This window comes from Candidatus Seongchinamella marina (assembly GCF_026262685.1).
Taxonomy (GTDB): Bacteria; Pseudomonadota; Gammaproteobacteria; order Pseudomonadales; family Halieaceae; genus Halioglobus; species Halioglobus marinus.
This window is the reverse complement of sequence record NZ_SHNP01000002.1, coordinates 493,655-512,212: the sequence shown is the minus strand read 5'-3', so window position 1 is coordinate 512,212 and position 18,558 is coordinate 493,655. Positions and strand designations below refer to the sequence as shown.

Below are 18,558 nucleotides of genomic sequence, written 5' to 3'. Positions count from 1 at the left end.
TGCTAGCCTCGCAGCCTTTCATTTTTTGGATCATACAGGGCGCCTACTTCCACATGGCAGTTGCGCATACCACTTGTGGTTAATACCTGTAGCTGAACATCCTGTGCCACCATTGCAGGCTTTAGGTACGCAAATGCCAGGCTTCTGCCCACCCTGTGACCATAGGCGCCACCCGTGGTCAGCCCCACCAGTTCGCCTGAGTGATAAACAGCCTCATTGCCAAAGCACTCGCAGGCGATGTCATCATCGAAGGCCAGGTACGCTAGCTGGATATCCACTCCTTGTGAGCACCGGTGCAAAATACTTTCTTTACCAATAAAGTCTCTATCGGTATCGATAAACCGTTCCATACCTGCTTCAACGCCGCTGATCTCTTCAGTAAACTCGTTGCCCCAGGCGCGGTACATTTTTTCCATGCGCATGGAATTAAAGGCGTAGCCACCGAAATCTATCAACCCCATTGTTGCTCCTACCCGGAACAAAGATTCGTAAATAGATGGCATTTGATAGACGGGCATATGCAGTTCATAACCCAGTTCACCTGCATAGGACACGCGCATTACTCTCACCGGCGCACTGTCAAGGGTGATGATTCGGCAACTGAGCCAGGGAAGCGCGCTGTTGGAGAGATCGTCTGCGGTTAACTGCTGAAGGATATCGCGGGATTTCGGCCCAGTCAGCAACACAGCGGCAAGATCATCAGTACAATTTTTGATGTCTACTACGTAGCCATCTGCGTGCTGCTGCATCCAGTGTAAGTCGCGATATTCTGAAGCGATCGGACCAATGAGATAGAACAGCTCTTCATTGATTCGAGTAATTGACTGCTCTGTCATGATGCCGCCATTGGGGCCGTGAAACAGGGTTAGGCCGAGGCGGCCGTCGCGGCCAGGTAGTTTGTTACTCGAAAGCCTGTTCAAAAAAGTGTATGCATCTGCGCCACTTATTTCGAATTTGGCAGAACCAGAGATATCAATAACACCTGCAGCATTCTGCACGGCAGCGCATTCAAGCGCCACGGCAGGATGCGCTGCGCTGCGCTCCCAGGTGGATGCTTCGCTTGTTATCTCATTGGTGCGAAACCAAAGTGGTTTCTCATACCCTGCGACCACCCCATGAACTGCACCCTTGTCGGCAAGCATGCCAAACAACGGACTGGTGCGACGTACTCGTCCTTGAGCGCGATTTTCATTTGCGCCCATAGCGGTATACATTACTTCGTAGGACTCAATTCCCTTGGTGATGCAGTAATTTCGGTCGGCCCAGGCACCAAACCGGCGGCTGTCCAGAGGGGCCATATTGAGTTCAGTTTGTCCGTGTACCATCCATTGGGCCAGATACTTGCCAATGCCGCCCTGGGCGATCCCAATGCTGGACCCGCACAGGTTCCAAAAGTTGCGTAAACCAGCCTGTGGCCCCACCAGGACATTATCATCTGGCGTATGCGTGATAGGGCCATTGATCACTGTCTTTACGCCCACTTCGGAAAAAATGGGCATACGTTCCATGCAACGATCCAGAAACGGCATCAATCGCTCGAGATCTCCCTGGAAGAGTTCGCGATCGAAGCCCCAATCCATTCCCTTGAGTGCCCAAGGTTTTGAACCCCAGTTTTCATAAGGGCCTATCAGCAGACCCTGGCCCTCCTGCCGCAGGTAGGCGGCACAACGAGAATCTCTAACGACGGGTAATTCTCTGGCAAGTGACGCTAACGCTGGGTGACTGTCGGTCACCAGATATTGATGTTCCAGGTTTACTAACGGAATCTTCACTCCTACCATGGCGCCGACTTCAGGTGCGAAGCACCCCCCAGCATTGACCACATGCTGGGCTCGAACAGTGCCTTGCTCTGTCACTACGTCCCACTCGTCGCTTGGCAGGGCATTAATTTCCAACACTCGATTGAAACGGCTGATGGCTGCCCCCGCGGCCTTGGCAAGCTGTGCCAGCGGCATTGCTACAGAAGAAGGGTCAACATGACCGTCATTGGGAGTGCTTGCGATGATCCGGGCATCGTCAAAATTTATAAAAGGGTGTAGTTCCTGGGCCTCCTGCTTGGAAATAATATTAAATTCACAAGGAACATTTTTGGCGCGGCTTGCCAGATTATGAAACCACTCTTCTTCAAGTTTGCTATAGCCAATTCGCAAGCTACCCGTTTGATGGAAAACTGAAGGGTCACCTGTTTCGGCCGGTAGAATTTCGTTGTAAAGGCGAATGGAATAATCGTGAATCTTGGCCACGGTCATGTTGCCGATAAAGTTGGAGCACAGCCCGGCTGCATGCCATGTGGAGCCGCTGGTCAGTTCGCCTTTCTCCACCAATAGAATATCTGTCCAACCTTCTTTAGTGAGGTGGTATAGCAGGCTGATGCCTAGCGAGCCACCGCCAACGATGACCACTTGCGCGTGTGATTTCATGTTTACCTTACTGTTGACTATGAACTTTTATTCAATCCCCTCTGCCCATTGCTTCCCTGCTCAGAAAAATTGGAAACTGCGCGCGAATTTTTTCGTCGGTGTCGTCACTCACATGTCGGGGGAAGTGGCTCGAGAGTATCTTCTCTTTTTGCTGGATGGCAAGTTCCAGCGCTTCAGGTTGACCAGCCTCATCCCACTCATTGGGAGTCATGCGATTAAAAAGTTCAGGATAGATATACTCAGACTGCATCACGCTCAGGGTCTGATCAGAGCCTAGATAATGACCTTTTTCGCCCAGGCAAACCTCTTTTACGACATCAAATGCCAGGGTTTCTTCGTTGACCTCTACACCTTTCACCATGCGCATACATGCGCCTAGCACATCATTATCCAGTAATAGGCTTTCGGGGCAGGTGCCGAGCAAGCTAGAATACATCGCGGCGGACTCATACACGATGTTTGCCCCCGACAATGCAGTAACGGCGGCATTTGACGCATGCTCTGCACCTCCCTGGAAGTTTGGAAGTTTAGAGTCAGACATGCCAGCCCCGGTACCTGTAGGCAGGCCAAAATATTGTCCAACCTGAGCGCAGGCTGCCGACAATACACCTTGTTCAGGCGATCCGCCGCTCATGGCTCCGGTACGTAAATCTGAGACGAAAGGCCAGGTACCAAGAATGGCGGGTGCGCCCGGTTTAATCGCATTGACGTACACAAGCCCGCCCAATGTTTCGGCCCAGGCTTGGGACACCGCTCCGGCCAGGCAAGGAGGAGAGGTAGCGCCTGCCTGGCCAGCAGACAGCAGCAGCACCGGCATGCCACCTTCAACCGCAACGCGCAGACACTCCAGGGATTCCTCGGCAAACTTCATTGGAGGTACCACAAAGCAATTGGACTGACTGACAAAAGGACGGTCTCGCCAGGCTTGCTCACTTCCCGCCACAAGGTGCAACATTTCCAGCGTTTTTTCGACATTTCTCGCGTCAGTCCAACTCGCACCCACATGTTTAGTCGTACCCATGATCGCGTTATAAGTGGTGTTGAGTTCCATTGCGTAGGTGTCTTCGATATCTCTCAAAACACAGGTGCGCTGAAACATATGTATATGCTCGCAGGTATCAGTTATTCGAGCCATATCATACAAATCGTGCGCTTGGGACTCGCGATGTGTTTTTGTGACAGGGTCAACCACCATTACCGCTGCGCCTGCTGTGGAGAAATGCACGCGGCTGCCACTCACTTGCAAATCGTGCGCCGGGTCCTGCCCGTGCAGGACCAGGTTGCGCTCGCTGGAGGCAATGGCTTTTTCTACTACATCCCGTGACATGCGCAAACGGCCATCGTTACCCATCACTGCACCATAGGCGGTGCAGGTTTCTATGCAATGGGGTGTAGCCTGGTTAAATCCGATCTCTTCCAGGATGCGATAGCTATTATCGACTACAGCAACCACATCCTCCGCACTGAGAGGTTTGTAATGGCCGCCCTGTTCTCCGGGGTGTACCGGCTTCATCTCTTGAGTTAACGGGGCTGAACGTAGGGCTACTCTGGACTTGCGACCACCGCTTCGACGGGACATGGCAACGGCTCCGAATTGTTATTAATATGGGCCTGAACTCTCAAAATAATGCTCTGATAAGAAGAGCGACACAAGTGAATAGTTTTAACGCTATACAATAGAAATATTGAGCTATATAGTCCCCAAACACGTTACTAGAAGTCGTTTATAATGAGTCGTTCATTGCCTCCACTCAACAGTTTACGCGCCTATGAGTGTGCTGCCAGACACATGAGTTTTTCTTTGGCATCCGCAGAGCTTAACGTCACGCCGGCTGCGGTCAGCCATCAGGTTAAATTGCTTGAAAACCACCTCGGGGTGTCACTTTTTATTCGCTTGACTCGCAAATTACGATTGACTACGGCAGGGGAGCGCTTGTTGCCAGAAGTCAGCGAAGCATTCCTCAAGCTTCGAGAGGCCGTTAACACAGTCGATCCTAACAGCGCTAATGATGTGCTCACGCTGCGTCTTGGCCCATCGCTTGCAGCCAGATGGCTGTCGCCACGATTACATCTTTTTTGGCAGCAATTTCCCACCATTGATTTGCGCCTTTACCACTCCAACTCGCCAGTCAATTTTGACCGTGAGGATATCGACCTGGCAATTACCTACGGTGCGGGCAGTTGGCCCGGGGTCATTGCTTCACCCCTGCTAGACATCGATTTTTATCCTGTGTGCAGTCCAAAATTGGTGGGAACTGAGTCTGCGAGTTTAACCCCCGCTTTACTGCTCAACCATACGCTACTTCACGACGCGCACTATGATGACTGGGAGGCGTGGCTGAAGCAGTCAGACATGCCGCAAATAAATCCCAGGCGGGGCATCATTATCGATGACACCAACGTGCTGATACAGGCAGCACTCGATGGGCAGGGTATCGCTCTGTGCTCAACGTTGTTCGTTCAGGAGCACCTTGACGCCGGGCGGCTGGTGCGTTTATTTGACACCAAACTGAAGAATGATATGGCTTACTATATCGTGTGTCCGAAAGGGCACCTGCAACGTCCTGCCGTAAAAGAAGTTAAGAGCTGGTTGCTATCGCAAGGGCTCGTTAGCCTCTAGCGGCGTCTAGGAATAGATGGTATTTTTGTTTGTCTTTAACGCCTACCGGATTGGCTATCGAGATCGGCGAAAATAGCATCGATATTCTTGGCTTAGAACTGTCAGTTGGCAGTGCTGCAATATAAACAATAAGGATGAATGGTTATGCGTGGACAACACCGCAGGGGCTCAGGGGTGCTTTCTTCAGTCTTCCTGTGTTTACTGTTTGCGATTTCGCATATTGAAGTCGCAGCGCAAGAAGTCGTTTCTTCCAGCAAATTAGCCAAATCTATTGACGATATTGACGAAAGCATCATTCTCCTAAAGTCTTTAGTAGAAAATACCGGCACTACTACTGAAGCTGATGCCGAGGCGCTGGTCTTTCGTCTTGACCAGCGCATCATCAGGCTGGTTGCAGATATCGCCAAACTCACCCGGCATATCTCTGCACTGCCAGAGGACGATCCCGATCGACGGCTGCTACAAGAGCGCGTTCCTGGGGACCTTTCCAAGGCCGATCAAGTGTTGATTCAGCGTATTCAGCAGCTAGATGAGCGAATAGAGACGAATAACGAACGATATAAAAATGCTGCTGAAGTCGAAAAGTATGCACTGCAAGCCCATGGAAACGGACTGGAAACGCTTCGTCTGGGGTTTTATTCATCACTGGTTGAGCTTATTGAAAGTAGAGAAGTTATCGGGCTGTCAGCAGCAGTTTTACGACAAAAGACATCTACATTGCTCTATCAGTACGCCGAAACAATTTCAGCCAGAATCGAGCTTTACACGACCACTCTGCGAGAAATGGATAGCAGGCTTGCCCTGGACGCAAATAATACCGGCGTTCAGGGAGCGGCAAATGAAATCAAAATAGCGCTTGCGGTAGAAGTCCGGCGCCTTGAGTCACTGTTAAAACTTATGGTGCGAATAGAGATTGATACGGTTGTATACCGCTCGGTTTTGCTGCGAGAAAGCAGTGGTGTGTCACTGCGTCTTTTTGATCCAGAGGCCCTGCGGCAGACACTGGAGGATAGTTGGGGAAGCGTTAGCGACGCTGTATCGAGAAGTTTGCCTGATATCTTTTTGAAGCTTCTGGCGTTCGTAGTGATATTGATTGCATTTCGCGCGCTCTCGCAATTGGTGAAGCGCGTCGTCAGCTCGGCGCTGATTAAGTCTGGTGCTGAATTTTCAACGCTCCTGAAGGATGTTTTGATATCCGTTTCCGGTGCCAGCGTTATGATGCTTGGTATTTTGGTCGCACTCTCACAGGTTGGTATTTCACTGGGTCCGGCCTTGGCGGGTTTGGGAGTAGCCGGCTTTATTGTGGGCTTCGCTTTACAAGACACCCTGGGTAATTTCGCAGCGGGCGGCATGATCCTGTTCTACCGACCCTATGATGTAGATGATTTTGTGGAAGTTGCCGGTACTATTGGACTGGTAAAAAAAATGACTCTTGTCTCGACAACCATCAATACTTTCGACAATCAAACTCTAATTATACCGAACAGTAAAATATGGGGTGACGTGATCAAGAATGTTACCGCGCAAAAAACACGGCGGGTGGATTTGGAGTTTGGCGTAAGCTATAGCGACGATCTCGAGAAGACTGAACGTGTATTGAGAGAAATCGTGGAATCGCATGAAAAGGTGCTAACTGACCCCGCACCCAATATCCGCCTGCATACGCTGGGTGATTCCTCGGTAAACTTTGTGGTACGTCCCTGGACAAAAACACCAGACTATTGGGAAGTGTATTGGGATATTACTCGCGAGGTGAAAATGCGTTTCGATCGCGAGGGTATTTCTATTCCATTTCCACAGCGCGATGTGCATTTTTACAAGCAGGACAGCTAGGGCTAACGTCGGGAATCTATGCGACTACTTTTGGCGATGATGAGCCTTGAATGCTCATCACCGCGAAAGTCTCATATAGCCGTATGAACTTCTGATCGATCATTCCAAAGTGCTTTGAGAAAAGAAACAACCATTAGCACCATGACGAGGGAGAATGGTAGTGCGCCTATTATCATTACCGAGCGCAGCGCATTAAGACCGCCGACTGTCAGTAAGGTGGTAATCACTCCAGTGATAATGACCCCCCAGATCACCACGTGTTTATTGTTGTGCACATCCTTTTCTCCGCCAGAGGCGATCGTGTTAATGACCAGCACAGCAGAGTCTGCTGAGGTCACTAGATAAGTCAGCAACAGTATGACGGAAAGCACCGACAGGTAAAAAGCACCCTGTGAAGCCAGCAGCAATGATATTGTCGTGAACAACTGGGCTGACAAGTCCGAGTTGGTAATGGCTCCGTTTGCCTTGCCCGACAGTTCAAGGTCAATGGCTGTGCCGCCCACGATGCAAAACCAGGTAAAACACATGAGGGAGGGCACGATCATCGCACCAACAACGTACTCACGAATGGTTCTGCCTCTGGACACTCGCGATAGAAATAGGCCAACGAATGGCGTGAAAGCTATCCACCAGGCCCAGTAAAAAATTGTCCAATCACCTTGCCAGGCGCTAAGCGCCTGCTGAACCGTATCCTCTCCGGAATGCCAGACTGTCGTGGACATGCTTGGCAGCGCTATCAGGTAGTCCAGTATGCCGGTGAAAAAAGCTTCGACAGCAAAAGCCCAGGCTCCGAATGCAACAAAACAGGTCAGCAGTACAAACGACAAGACCATGTTGAGATTGGATAGCCAGCGGATACCTCTGACAACTCCTGAACTGGCTGAAATTGTAGAAGCGATCATAATGACGAGAACCGCCAGAACCAGCGCCTCGGTGGTCGGTTTTCCAGCAGAATTGACTATCCACTCGGCGCCAGATATTCGATGAATCCCGAATGCAAACTGGGTGACTCCATACCCTATGGTGACACCGACTCCGATGACGGTTGCGAGAATCGCTGCCGTATCGACGACGTTACCAGCTATCCGTGAAGTGCGGCCTACCATGAGTGGCGAAAGTGGTGACCTGATGGTCAGGGGTAAATTGCGGTGATAGCTGAAGTAAGCCATGGACATGCCAACGATGCCATAGCAGCCCCAAGGGGTAAGACCATAATGTAAAAGTGTCCATTTATAAGCATTACGAACATTGTTGGCGGCGAGGCTGTCGCTATTACCCAATATCACATCGGGATTGTTAACGAAGTGAAAGATCGGTTCCGCAGTAGAGTAAGTAAGCATGCCTACCCCGATGCCGGCACCAAACATCATTGAAAACCATGCAAAATTTGAAAACTCGGGTCTCTCGTGAGGTTTACCAAGCCTGATTTTACCTGTTCGTGGCCACAGCGCGAGAAGCAGGCAAATCAACATAAAAGATGCAGTGGCGATAATGTACCAACTGTTGAATACCGAGATGGTGACCACCTGCACGCGGGCAAGCATGTCGGCCGCCTGGTCTGAGGTCGATGCCCAAACAATGAGCAACAGGATAATTCCCTTGGAAGAGAGCGATATCCACTTGTTATAACCCTGGTAAAAACCTGCATCTTCCAGATGGGTCGTTCCTGAGGCAGCATCCGAAGTAGGCATTATTATTTTCTTCGCTGAGTGAAAAAATATGAGTGTACAGCAAAATATTTGAGGTGTATGTTCCACGAAAAGTCTTGCACATTTCAGCTGATATGCTCGTATTGAAGCTCGCGACGCAATCATGCGGAGGATGCCAGTATGGCCAATCAAAAAAGTGCTGATGCACCCATGGGTGCTGTGCTGCCGTTTCCCGGCGAGACACCGGTAGGGTACCTGCCGCTTGTCGACGAACCCGAGTTCAATCCGGGTAGGCACCTGGCCCTTGAACTTCCCCAGGAGGTTACGCATCTAGAGGGGCTTGGTTATAGTGTGGAGTCAGTTTCCCAGTGCCCTTCTGCGTTTGGTTTTAGTGCGCCCTTTAGAATCCTGTCTGATGAAGGTTTGTCGATAATGGAAGATATCTGCGCGCAGATATACTTCAATCGGAATGACAGTGGTGGCACCGGGAAATCACGGTTGGGTTGTTTTGCCCGGGGGGCAGGGTACCGCTCGCGCTTCATCCGCGATTTCTGTGACAGTGTTGATCTGGCCGAACACCTGGGCAGCATAGCGGGTGTGCAGTTGGGGCGACATTCGGTGCCCGCTGTAGCCTGCGGCATTAACTACGCTCCTGAAGACATTGCCCAAGCGGTCGATACATGGCACGTCGATTCTGTCGCCTTCGATATGGTTATGATGATTTCTGATCCGGCGGTGATTAAGGGTGGCGAATTTCAGGTATTTCAAGGAACCAAGCAAGAAGGGCAGTCTTTGTTGGGCATACGTGGCGAAGAGGGTCGCGATTCTGAGTTACCGGCAGAGCGAGTAACAACAGTCGCTTTCCCTGGCGCGGGCTATGGGTTTCTGCAGCAGGGTAATATGATTTTTCATCGCGCGTGCCGGCTGTTGGAAAAAGCTGAGCGGGTCACCTTGATTCCTTCTTTTGAAGTGTTGCCAGCTTCAAGTCGGGATGCCACAAACTCTATTAATATGTTGGAGTGGACTGACCCTGGGCTGGAGGCTGAGCTGGCACGGCGCGAAATATGGAGAGCTGCCGCCAGGCTCAATGCGCTGCTCGATTCTATTTCAATCGCAGATGATAGAGGAACTCTGCATCGACTCATCGGAGATGCGCTGGAACCTTTAAACAGTTTACGGGCGTCGCTAAAGGAACCTAGGTCATGAATTCAATTCCGGAACTGGCGGGTCGTAAAGTGTTGTTAACCGGCGCAGCAGGATGTATCGGTGCGTGGGCAGTCAAACTGTTGCGCGACATGGATGCGATACCTGTTGTGTTTGATATTACAGACAATCGTGAGCGGCTTGACTTCATAATGCCCGATGCTGACAAGGTCATCTGGGAAATAGGTGACATTACCGACTACGACCAACTACTGCGAACGGTAGACTGCTACGATGTCACTGCGATCATTCATCTTGCCGCTTTGCAGGTCCCCTTCTGTAAAGCCGACCCGGTCAAAAGTGCCGCGATTAATGTCATGGGCTCTACACATATTCTGGAGTGCGCCAGGCAGACCGGTATCAAGCGCCTTGCCTATGCCAGCTCCATCGCTGCTCCAGCAATGGGAGATAGCTCGTGGCTCTCGACGCTTTACGGTGCTCATAAGGTGTGCGCAGAGCAGATGGCGTCTGTGTACTGGGATGATTGGCAAGTACCCAGCGTGGGAATTCGTCCAGCCATTATTTACGGGCCGGGGCGTGACCAGGGAATGAGTTCGGCGCCCACCGTCGCAATGTTGGCAGCCCAATGCGGGCGGCCGTATCACATTTCCTTCGGTGGAGAAGTGAGCTATGTACACGCAGAAGATGCGGCAATTCGCTTCATTGCTGCGGTGGGCCGAAAAGGAGAGGGCGCTCCGGTCTTTGATCTTAACGGAACCCCAGCCGATATTAATGAGTTACTGGATTTGATTAGGGCTTGTATTGCGGATGCGGAGCTGACTCACTCCAAAGAGCCACTGCCGTTCCCTGCAACGCCAGATGACGGACAACTCAATGCCTATTTGAACGTTGCGCCCTGCAGACCACTGAAACAGGGAATAGGCGACACGCTGGCTTGTTTTGAAGCTGCGCAGGCGAGGGGTACCGATTTGCCCGAACTTCTTGAACGTACTATGGGGAAAACGGGATGAAGCTTGTTCATTTTGGTGAGAAATCTAAAGAGAGAGCCGGCGTCATCGACCCTAAAGGCAGGTTGCGGGACGTGAGCGAGAAGATCGAGCTTTGGACGGGCGATACGCTGGGTGATGAGAGTCTGGCTTGCGTGCAACGTTGCCTGCAGGATTTCCCGCCAGTGAGTGGAGAGGTCAGATTGGGAGCGCCTGTGGGCCGCGTGGGCAAGATTGTAGGTTGTGCGCTGACCTATGGAAAACATGCGGCAGAGGCGGGCCTGGAGCTGCCTGCAGACCCTATGTTCATGCTGACATCACCAACGGCGATTAATGGTCCAATGGACGATGTGATCATACCGCGAGGTGGAACCCAGTTAGACTGGGAAGCAGAATTGGCCGTGGTTATTGGCAAAGGAGGCAGCTACATACAGGTTGAAGATGCATTGAGTCACGTCGCCGGATTTTGCGTCTCCAACGATGTGTCTGAGCGGGTGTTTCAGCTAGAGCGAGGCACCCAGTGGACCAAGGGCAAAAGCGCCGATACCTTGAAGCCACTTGGCCCCTGGTTAGTGACTCGTGATGAGGTTGGCGATCCCAATAGTCTGGCGATCTCGATGACAGTAAATGGCGATCGTATGCAGTCGAGCAATACATCCGATATGGTTTTCTCGATAGCCGAACTTATCTCGCGTATCTCCGATTACCTCAGCTGGATGCCGGGTGACGTACTGATGACCGGGACACCAGCCGGTGTAGGCTTCGGTATGAATCCCCAGCTCTATCTCAAGCCGGGTGACGTGATGGAAGCGCGTATCGAAAAACTGGGTGCGCAGCGCTCAGTGGTGAAAAGTTATGCCGGTTAATAGTCCCACTCGAGTGGTGGTGGTGACTGGCGGCTCGCAGAATATAGGTTTGGCTATCGCTCAGCGCTTTGCTGAAAGTGGTGCAGCGGTAGTGTCCGCAGATCGTTTACCACCTGAGGATGATCGCATCGAGCTTATGCAGACAGATATCACCAGTGAGGCACAGGTTGTTGCGCTGATGGAAAACGTGGTTCAAAGGCACGGACGCCTGGACGTGCTGATCAATAATGCAGGAGTGAGTGTAGAAGTTCCGATACAGGAAATGTCGGAAGAGCAGTGGGAGAGGGTGATGAACGTCAACGTAAAAGGTGCCTTTCTGACCACTAAACATGCTCTTAAACCTATGACATGTGAAGGTGTTATCGATCCGGCGATAGTTAATATTGCCTCTATCGAAGCGCTGGGCGCTAATCCGTTGCATGCGGCGTATGCGGCATCGAAGGGGGCTATTACTGCCTTCACGCATAATACTGCGCTGGAATACGGCGAGCATGGAATTCGCTGCAATGCAGTCTCGCCAGGTTGGATAAATACGCCATTCAATGATGCGTTATTGTCCGGTCATCCGAATAGAAGCCAACTGGAGAGTCAAATCAAATCGCTGCATCCAGTGGGTCGTTTAGGCCAGGTGACTGACATTGCCGAAGCTGTGTTCTGGTTGGCTAGCGGTGCGGCAGCGTTTGTGAGTGGGCAGACGCTGGTAGTGGACGGTGGGCGCTTGTCCAAGTTACCACTTCCCGAATTGCAGTAGACGGGAGTATCCGGTTCAGTGTCTAAGACGGTTGCAAAAAAACTTGTGATGATTACCGGCGCCTCTGGCGGGGTTGGTTATGAATGTGCCAGCTTGTTCGCCAGCGAAGGCGCGAACGTATTTCTGGTGGGGCGTGACAGTGCGCGCCTGCAAATAGCCTCCAGGAAGCTCGCAAAAATGAGCGGCGTGCACCTCAATCATTTGGCGGGGGACATCTGCCAGTCTGCCTTTGCGGGCGAAGCCTTTAAATTTGCGACACAAGCGTTCAATCAACCGGTGGATATTCTGGTAAACAACGCAGGAGCGATAGTGCGCAGCGATGCCATAAACACAACTGACGACCAGTGGCGTGAAGTTATGGCAGTTAACGTTGATTCGGTGTTTTACCTCAGTCGAGCAGCTGCCAGACAGATGCCAGAAGGAAGCGCAATCATCAACATTTCGTCGACCTGTGGGCAGGTTGGGGTTGCTGGGTTGGCTGCCTATTGCGCTGGCAAAGGGGCTGTTAACCAGTTGACCCGAGCAATGGCTCTGGAGCTCGCTCTGCGCAAAATTTCGGTAAACGCTGTTGCGCCCGGGGCAATTGACTCGCCCATGCTCTATGCCATGCATGCAATCGGAGTCAGTCGTGAGCAGGTTCAAAAAGAGAATCTTGCTCAAATCCCAATCGGGCAGTTGGCAACTCCGCAAGATGTCGCTCGGGCAGTACTGTTTTTGGCGAGTGAACCTCACATGACTGGTACGGTGCTTGCCCTGGACGGTGGTTATACTGCGGCATAAAGAGGGAGGGTTTTACCGCGTCGTTACTTAATAGGCATTTTTTTCGACAAATAAGGTTCTATTGATGAAGATTGCAGAGATACACATATACGATCATGAACTCCCCGTGAAGAATGGTCCGTTTGTCATGGCGAAAGCCCTGGTCCACTCGCTTAATACCACTATTGTGAAACTTGTCTCAGATAACGGTTTGGTTGGCTGGGGAGAGACGTGTCCCGTGGGACCTACTTATGCACCTAGTCACGGCGCCGGTGCAAGGGCGGCGTTGTGTGAAATTGCGCCGGGCTTGTTAGGCGCGAGTGGACTCACGCCACTTTCGGTTCGGCGTGTTATGGACGAGCGTTTGAACGGACATCGTTACGCCAAGGCTGCAGTTGATATCGCAATATACGACTTACTGGGAAAACACACGGGTATGCGCGTTGCCGATCTTCTGGGCGGTGCGGTAACAGAGTCTGTGCCCTCTTATTACTCTTCGGGTGTGGGTTCGCCAGAAGAGATCGCAAGAATTGCGGCGGATAAAATGGCAGAGGGCTTTCTTAGAATGCAGGTTAAGGTGGGTGGTCGGCCGGTAGAGATGGACATCGAAGTCATCCACAGGGTTTGGGAGACAGTGGGCAAAGGTATGCGCCTTGCCGTGGATGCTAATCGAGGGTGGACTGCCCGGGATGCGATCCTGGTGAGTCAGGCGTGTCGAGATATTCCTTTTGTCATCGAACAGCCATGCAATACCATCGAGGAAATGGTGGCGGTCAGACCGCAACTCAATCACCCTGTCTATGCTGACGAGAGTGGGGTGGATATCAACACAGTGCTGCGACTGATTGAGCAACGGGTGGTCGACGGATTTGGGATGAAAGTCACTCGTATTGGTGGTTTGCACGCGATGGCGACGTTCAGGGATATTTGTGAAGCGCGCAGTTTGCCCCATACCTGCGACGATGCCTGGGGGGGAGATATTATTGCGGCCGCCTGTACCCATATCGGTGCAACGATTAAGCCAAATTTGTTGGAGGGGGTCTGGCTGGCCCAACCTTTCATAGAAGGTCATTATGATTCTGAAAACGGAATTCGGATCGTAGACGGGCATATACCATTGCCCTCGGGCCCAGGGCTGGGTGTCAGGCCAGATGAAAGTTTATTTACTCAACCGGTAGCCAGCTATGGCTGAATCGGCCGTTTTAATCCTATCAATGCCCTTTAATCTGAACAGACTGTCGCGGTTCATGACTATGAAAATAGCCTGCCGATAGACACCCCTTAGATTAATTTTCTCGGGTGAACGCGCAACGGTTGATGTTAGTGTGTCCTCTTGTTTCATCCAGATTCAGCGGTCTGGGTTAGCGTGAGGTAAGTGGATTGTTGAGATAAGCAAATATTTGGGTAGAATCAGGACATAAAATAACAATTAGTGAGGAGTTGTGAACCATGAAGCACTCGATAGCACTGACCATGCCCGGTTTAGCCATTGTGCTGGCGCAAGTGGGAGGCGTAAACGCTCAGGAATCTTCTCTGGCGCTCGAAGAAGTTATAGTCACTGCTACCAAGCGTGAGCAAAATCTTCAAGACGTCTCGGTTGCGGTTACCGCGCTTAGCGAAGATGTTTTGCGAGAAGCCCAGATCGTTTCATCAGAGGACCTGACCCAACTAGTACCCTCGCTGAACTTGCAGAAAGGATCCAATGTTCGCCAGACCTCGTTCAATATCAGAGGTATAGGAACACAATCATTTAGCACTGCTGTAGAGCCCAGTGTCTCCACCATGTTGGACGGAGTTGTTATGGGTCGCTCTGGCCAGGCATTTATGCGCTTGCTGGATATTGAGAGAGTAGAGGTGTTGCGCGGGCCTCAAGGTACTCTTTTTGGTAAGAATTCCACTGGAGGTGTCGTGCATTTAATCACCCAGGATCCGACAGATGAGTTTTCTGGAGAAGTGATGGGTTCGGTGCTTAGCGGTGATGAGTATCGAGCAGGTGCGACGATATCAGGACCCCTAACAGACACATTGGGTTTTAGGCTGACGGCATCGGGTTCAGATGTCGATGGCTATACTAAAAATTATTATGACGGCGACTATTACAATGGCAGCAAAGACTGGAGCGTTCGTGGCAAGTTGCGTTGGGACGCCACTGACAACCTGAGTCTAAAATGGGCCAGCGACTATTACGATGCAAAATGTGACTGTTCAGTTTCTCCTATGCGCTCAATCGAGCCTTACGGCGGCAATGAGAGTGACGTACAAGAGGTTCTAGACAGAATTGCCCCGATTGTTCCCAGCGACGAAAACGAAGAAGTGAACATCAACTCAATTCCGGCCACCGAGAACAGTCAGTGGGGACATTCGCTGGAGATTAATTGGGACATTGGCGAGTATTCATTGACTTCAATTACAGCTGCCCGGGGATTTGAGATCGATGGCAAAAGTGATGGCGATGTCGATGGGCAGCCAATCACACTTCTCGGTTTTGCACAGGTCGGGCAATCAGAACAGAATCAGTTTACCCAGGAACTGCGGCTGGCGTCACCAGCAAACGCGTCTTTCAACTACGTTGTCGGTTTGTTTTATTTCGATCAAACCGTCGAGCGACAATTCACCCGCTCATTTGAAATTGTTCCCGGATTGCCTGGCGAGGGAATTGCGACTTTTGAGGCTGATACATCGAACTGGGCTGCTTTTGGTGAGGCGACGTGGCAATTCAGCGATAGCTGGCGCTTCATTTTTGGCGCACGCTACACCGAGGATGAATTAGACTTCGAGTTTGAACGCGTGCGGGAGGGTTTTCCGGTCGGTGTGCCTGAACCTGTGCCTCTGTCGGGGCAGGATACAGACGAGGACGATCTCTCAGGCAAGCTCGCGTTGCAGTGGGATTACAGTGATAACGGTATGACCTATCTGAGCTATACAGAGGGCTATAAGGGGCCCGCTTTCGATCTTACCTTCGGTACCGACCCGATTGACCTGGAGCGGATAGAGCCCGAGACATCGGAATCCTGGGAGCTGGGTCTTAAAACAAGGCTGTGGGATGGCCGACTACAACTCAATCTGGCGCTGTTTGATGCGGTTTACAAAGACTTTCAGTCACAAGCATATTTCGATCCCGATGGCATTCCAGACTGCCCTGATGATAACCCGGGGTGCGACCCCGATGATGACCCGGGTGGCTTCTTGCTGATCAACGCCGGTAAGGTAAGCACACAAGGCCTGGAATTGGACCTGTTGGCTCAGTTAAGTGAGAATTTGCGCATCTCGGGAGGTCTGGCGATTATTGATGCCAAGATAGATGACTATCCCGCAGGCGTTTGCAGTGACGGCCAGAAATTTCGTGGTGAATGTCCGGATGGTCTGCAAGACCTGGGAGGGGGCGATCTGCCTTTTTCTCCTGACTTGAAGCTTAATTTAGCGGCATCTTACACCTGGCAGCGTGATGGCTTCTTTAATGTCATATTCAACGGGTCGGTTCGCTATCAAGACGAGGTGCAATTTGGACTGCACCAGGACGAGAATACGCTTGGCGACGCCTATACCCTATTAGATGCTGGCGTTTCGCTGCAAAGCCACAGCGACAGCTGGGAGGCCGCATTTTTTGTAAAGAATTTAACTGACGAGTTCTACCCCAGCTTCATTTTTGGCATGAACGCGGCTTTTGTTCCCAACGGCTACTTTCATCGTTACAGTAAATTGGCGGAACGCACCTACGGTATGGAGCTAAGGTATCGTTGGTAAACATTGAGAGAGTACTGCCCCTCCCATCTTAATTGTCTGGGGCCTCGCGTGTAGCGTAACTTCCCGTATTGCCCGAATGGATGTGGACATGGAAAACCCCGTCATTACATTATCGCTAGAGCAGCTGGCGCTCACCTTTATTCCCGTTGTTATTACTTTGGCGATCTTGCTGCGTTGGTCTTATGGCGTTGGTAGAGCAACGTATGCATTGGGTCGTATGGTGATCCAGTTGATGGCGATCGGCTACGTACTGGCGTGGATATTTCAAGCGAACAACGGACTGCTTATCCTCATGGTGTTGTCTATTATGCTGTGTTCGGCAACTTGGATTGCCGTGGGTACAGTGAGCGAGCATAGACGTCACCTGCTGCAAGCGGCATTTTTGTCGATGTTGCTGGGCGGCGGCCTGACCTTACTCCTGATTACTCAGGTGGCGTTACAGATTGAGCCTTGGTATTTACCGCAATACCTGGTCCCGTTGGCAGGTATGGTCTTTGCCAATGCCATGACCGCGGTGAGTCTGGCAGCGGAACGGCTTTACAGTGAGCTGGGACACCAGGTTGCCTGGGAAGAGGCTCGAATTAAAGCCTATCATGCGGCAATGATACCGGTGATTAATTCGTTGCTGGCCGTTGGGCTGGTCTCACTGCCGGGAATGATGACGGGGCAGATTCTCTCTGGTGTCTCGCCACCGGTGGCGTCGCGCTATCAGATCATGGTGATGTGTATGATTTTTGCTTCGGCAGGCATATCGACAGCTGTATTCTTAGTTCTTTGCAAGGCAAAAGTCCTGGCAACACAGTTAGCGCTCGTCAATGACTCGACCGCGGTAAACCGCTGATGGCACCAGATGGGGAGCCTGCTGAAAGAAAACCGTGGAAGCAGTATAGTTAGCGGAGTGAGTTGCGTTTACGTTTTTTAGAATGATTTGGAATCGAGAAGATGGTTAAAAAGATCCTATTAAGTATAGCTGGCTGCCTTGTACTGTTGGTTATCGGTTTCAATATTTGGGGTGCATTAACCCTGGGAAAACACACACCTGCGGAAGCTGCGAAAAGAAACGCCAATGCCAACGAGGTCGTCATGGTGTTTGGTGGGACAGGTTCGGTTGGCGACGCGTTGCTTAAAGCGGCAATGATTGATACCGAGGTTAAGCAAATTTACGCAGTAACCCGACGGCTGTCGTCGAGGCTGGAACAGGGGCAAGCTTCAGGTCGGGTAGAGGTAATAATGCTCGAGGACTTCACCGACTACAGTCAAATGAGCGATATTCTTGCTCAGGTCAATACAGTGATGTGGGGCCTCGGTACAACTTCTATCGGCATGGATCCTGAGTTATATCGAAAGATTCACGTAGATTTTCCGATTGCTTTCGTTACCGAATGGTTGTCTGTGCGAACGGAAGCGCCCATGAGTTTCCACTATGTGACAGGGATGGGAACCGGTGAAGAGGAGGATGCGCAATGGGCAAAAGACAAGGGCAGTGCCGAGCGCAGAGTGGCTGAAATGGCAAAAGGTACTGGCTTGAGAACTTTTGGTCATCGGTCCGCCTGGATACGACCGACCGAAGAAAACGCAAATTTTGCGACGTATCTGCTCGAGCGGCTGCTGCAGCCTGGCTACCTGGTCATCACCGGCGTCGATCTTGGTCGGGCCATGTTTGAGATCAGTGCACGCTCCGACGAGTTGCCCAACGGCGCGTTGATCGATAACAAAGATGCCATTGAATATGCGGCGGCATATCGAAGCTATCAGGGAATATAGAT

At 51.4% G+C, this 18,558-nt stretch carries 14 protein-coding genes; 11 read left to right on the top strand and 3 right to left on the bottom strand.

The features are described from left to right. Positions 1 to 2 precede the first annotated feature (2 nt). Positions 3 to 2,420, bottom strand: coding sequence for an FAD-dependent oxidoreductase (locus EYC87_RS07270; RefSeq protein ID WP_279252296.1), 2,418 nt, complete (start codon positions 2,418 to 2,420; stop codon positions 3 to 5). Positions 2,421 to 2,451: 31 nt separating this feature from the next. Continuing rightward, the gene (locus EYC87_RS07265) at positions 2,452 to 3,999 is read right to left on the bottom strand and encodes a trimethylamine methyltransferase family protein (RefSeq protein ID WP_279252295.1); all 1,548 of its coding nucleotides are present in this window, start codon (positions 3,997 to 3,999) and stop codon (positions 2,452 to 2,454) included. Between the two features lie 150 nt (positions 4,000 to 4,149). On the opposite strand from EYC87_RS07265, the gene gcvA reads away from it, so the two are divergent. Together gcvA and EYC87_RS07255 are read left to right on the top strand one after the other, a co-directional pair. After that, complete coding sequence (gene gcvA, locus EYC87_RS07260; protein ID WP_279252294.1) at positions 4,150 to 5,040, top strand: transcriptional regulator GcvA; 891 nt, start codon at positions 4,150 to 4,152, stop codon at positions 5,038 to 5,040. A 144-nt stretch (positions 5,041 to 5,184) separates the two neighbouring features. Continuing rightward, positions 5,185 to 6,873: a mechanosensitive ion channel family protein gene (locus EYC87_RS07255; RefSeq protein WP_279252293.1), complete on the top strand. Its 1,689-nt coding sequence runs from the start codon at positions 5,185 to 5,187 to the stop codon at positions 6,871 to 6,873. Between the two features lie 71 nt (positions 6,874 to 6,944). On the opposite strand, the gene EYC87_RS07250 is transcribed toward EYC87_RS07255, so the two are convergent. Continuing rightward, positions 6,945 to 8,564 carry a BCCT family transporter gene (locus tag EYC87_RS07250; RefSeq protein WP_279252292.1) on the bottom strand — a complete coding sequence of 540 codons (1,620 nt, stop codon included), beginning with the start codon at positions 8,562 to 8,564 and terminating at the stop codon, positions 6,945 to 6,947. Positions 8,565 to 8,702: 138 nt separating this feature from the next. On the opposite strand from EYC87_RS07250, the gene EYC87_RS07245 reads away from it, so the two are divergent. The 9 genes from EYC87_RS07245 to EYC87_RS07205 all read left to right on the top strand — a co-directional run bounded on the left by EYC87_RS07245 (position 8,703) and on the right by EYC87_RS07205 (position 18,556). Next, entirely contained in the window at positions 8,703 to 9,728 is a 1,026-nt protein-coding gene (locus tag EYC87_RS07245; protein ID WP_279252291.1) for a hypothetical protein, read from the top strand. Further along, positions 9,725 to 10,696, top strand: a complete 972-nt coding sequence (locus tag EYC87_RS07240) for an NAD-dependent epimerase/dehydratase family protein (RefSeq protein ID WP_279252290.1) — start codon at positions 9,725 to 9,727, stop codon at positions 10,694 to 10,696. The genes EYC87_RS07245 and EYC87_RS07240 overlap by 4 nt, the downstream gene beginning before the upstream one ends. After that, a complete protein-coding gene (locus EYC87_RS07235; protein ID WP_279252289.1) occupies positions 10,693 to 11,538 on the top strand; it encodes a fumarylacetoacetate hydrolase family protein in 846 nt (281 codons plus the stop codon). The genes EYC87_RS07240 and EYC87_RS07235 overlap by 4 nt, the downstream gene beginning before the upstream one ends. After that, on the top strand, positions 11,528 to 12,289 hold the full coding sequence (locus EYC87_RS07230) for an SDR family NAD(P)-dependent oxidoreductase (protein ID WP_279252288.1): 762 nt from the start codon (positions 11,528 to 11,530) through the stop codon (positions 12,287 to 12,289). Before EYC87_RS07235 ends, EYC87_RS07230 begins: the two co-directional genes overlap by 11 nt. Positions 12,290 to 12,307: 18 nt before the next feature. After that, on the top strand, positions 12,308 to 13,069 hold the full coding sequence (locus EYC87_RS07225) for an SDR family NAD(P)-dependent oxidoreductase (RefSeq protein ID WP_279252287.1): 762 nt from the start codon (positions 12,308 to 12,310) through the stop codon (positions 13,067 to 13,069). A gap of 64 nt (positions 13,070 to 13,133) precedes the next feature. Further along, positions 13,134 to 14,240: a mandelate racemase/muconate lactonizing enzyme family protein gene (locus EYC87_RS07220; RefSeq protein WP_279252286.1), complete on the top strand. Its 1,107-nt coding sequence runs from the start codon at positions 13,134 to 13,136 to the stop codon at positions 14,238 to 14,240. Between the two features lie 257 nt (positions 14,241 to 14,497). Next, positions 14,498 to 16,792 carry a TonB-dependent receptor gene (locus EYC87_RS07215; protein WP_279252285.1) on the top strand — a complete coding sequence of 765 codons (2,295 nt, stop codon included), beginning with the start codon at positions 14,498 to 14,500 and terminating at the stop codon, positions 16,790 to 16,792. Positions 16,793 to 16,880: 88 nt separating this feature from the next. Continuing rightward, the gene (locus EYC87_RS07210; protein WP_279252284.1) at positions 16,881 to 17,633 is read left to right on the top strand and encodes an ABC transporter permease; all 753 of its coding nucleotides are present in this window, start codon (positions 16,881 to 16,883) and stop codon (positions 17,631 to 17,633) included. Positions 17,634 to 17,734: 101 nt separating this feature from the next. Further along, the gene (locus tag EYC87_RS07205; protein WP_279252283.1) at positions 17,735 to 18,556 is read left to right on the top strand and encodes a Rossmann-fold NAD(P)-binding domain-containing protein; all 822 of its coding nucleotides are present in this window, start codon (positions 17,735 to 17,737) and stop codon (positions 18,554 to 18,556) included. Positions 18,557 to 18,558 lie beyond the last annotated feature (2 nt).

Excerpts from the sequence above, each read along its gene's own strand:
- EYC87_RS07245 (WP_279252291.1), top strand. The coding sequence starts at position 8,703 with ATGGCCAATCAAAAAAGTGCTGATGCACCCATGGGTGCTGTGCTGCCG.
- EYC87_RS07210 (WP_279252284.1), top strand. The coding sequence starts at position 16,881 with ATGGAAAACCCCGTCATTACATTATCGCTAGAGCAGCTGGCGCTCACC.
- EYC87_RS07270 (WP_279252296.1), bottom strand. The coding sequence starts at position 2,420 with ATGAAATCACACGCGCAAGTGGTCATCGTTGGCGGTGGCTCGCTAGGC.
- gcvA (WP_279252294.1), top strand. The coding sequence starts at position 4,150 with ATGAGTCGTTCATTGCCTCCACTCAACAGTTTACGCGCCTATGAGTGT.
- EYC87_RS07240 (WP_279252290.1), top strand. The coding sequence starts at position 9,725 with ATGAATTCAATTCCGGAACTGGCGGGTCGTAAAGTGTTGTTAACCGGC.
- EYC87_RS07205 (WP_279252283.1), top strand. The coding sequence starts at position 17,735 with ATGGTTAAAAAGATCCTATTAAGTATAGCTGGCTGCCTTGTACTGTTG.
- EYC87_RS07215 (WP_279252285.1), top strand. The coding sequence starts at position 14,498 with ATGAAGCACTCGATAGCACTGACCATGCCCGGTTTAGCCATTGTGCTG.
- EYC87_RS07250 (WP_279252292.1), bottom strand. The coding sequence starts at position 8,564 with ATGCCTACTTCGGATGCTGCCTCAGGAACGACCCATCTGGAAGATGCA.
- EYC87_RS07265 (WP_279252295.1), bottom strand. The coding sequence starts at position 3,999 with ATGTCCCGTCGAAGCGGTGGTCGCAAGTCCAGAGTAGCCCTACGTTCA.
- EYC87_RS07220 (WP_279252286.1), top strand. The coding sequence starts at position 13,134 with ATGAAGATTGCAGAGATACACATATACGATCATGAACTCCCCGTGAAG.
- EYC87_RS07255 (WP_279252293.1), top strand. The coding sequence starts at position 5,185 with ATGCGTGGACAACACCGCAGGGGCTCAGGGGTGCTTTCTTCAGTCTTC.
- EYC87_RS07235 (WP_279252289.1), top strand. The coding sequence starts at position 10,693 with ATGAAGCTTGTTCATTTTGGTGAGAAATCTAAAGAGAGAGCCGGCGTC.
- EYC87_RS07230 (WP_279252288.1), top strand. The coding sequence starts at position 11,528 with ATGCCGGTTAATAGTCCCACTCGAGTGGTGGTGGTGACTGGCGGCTCG.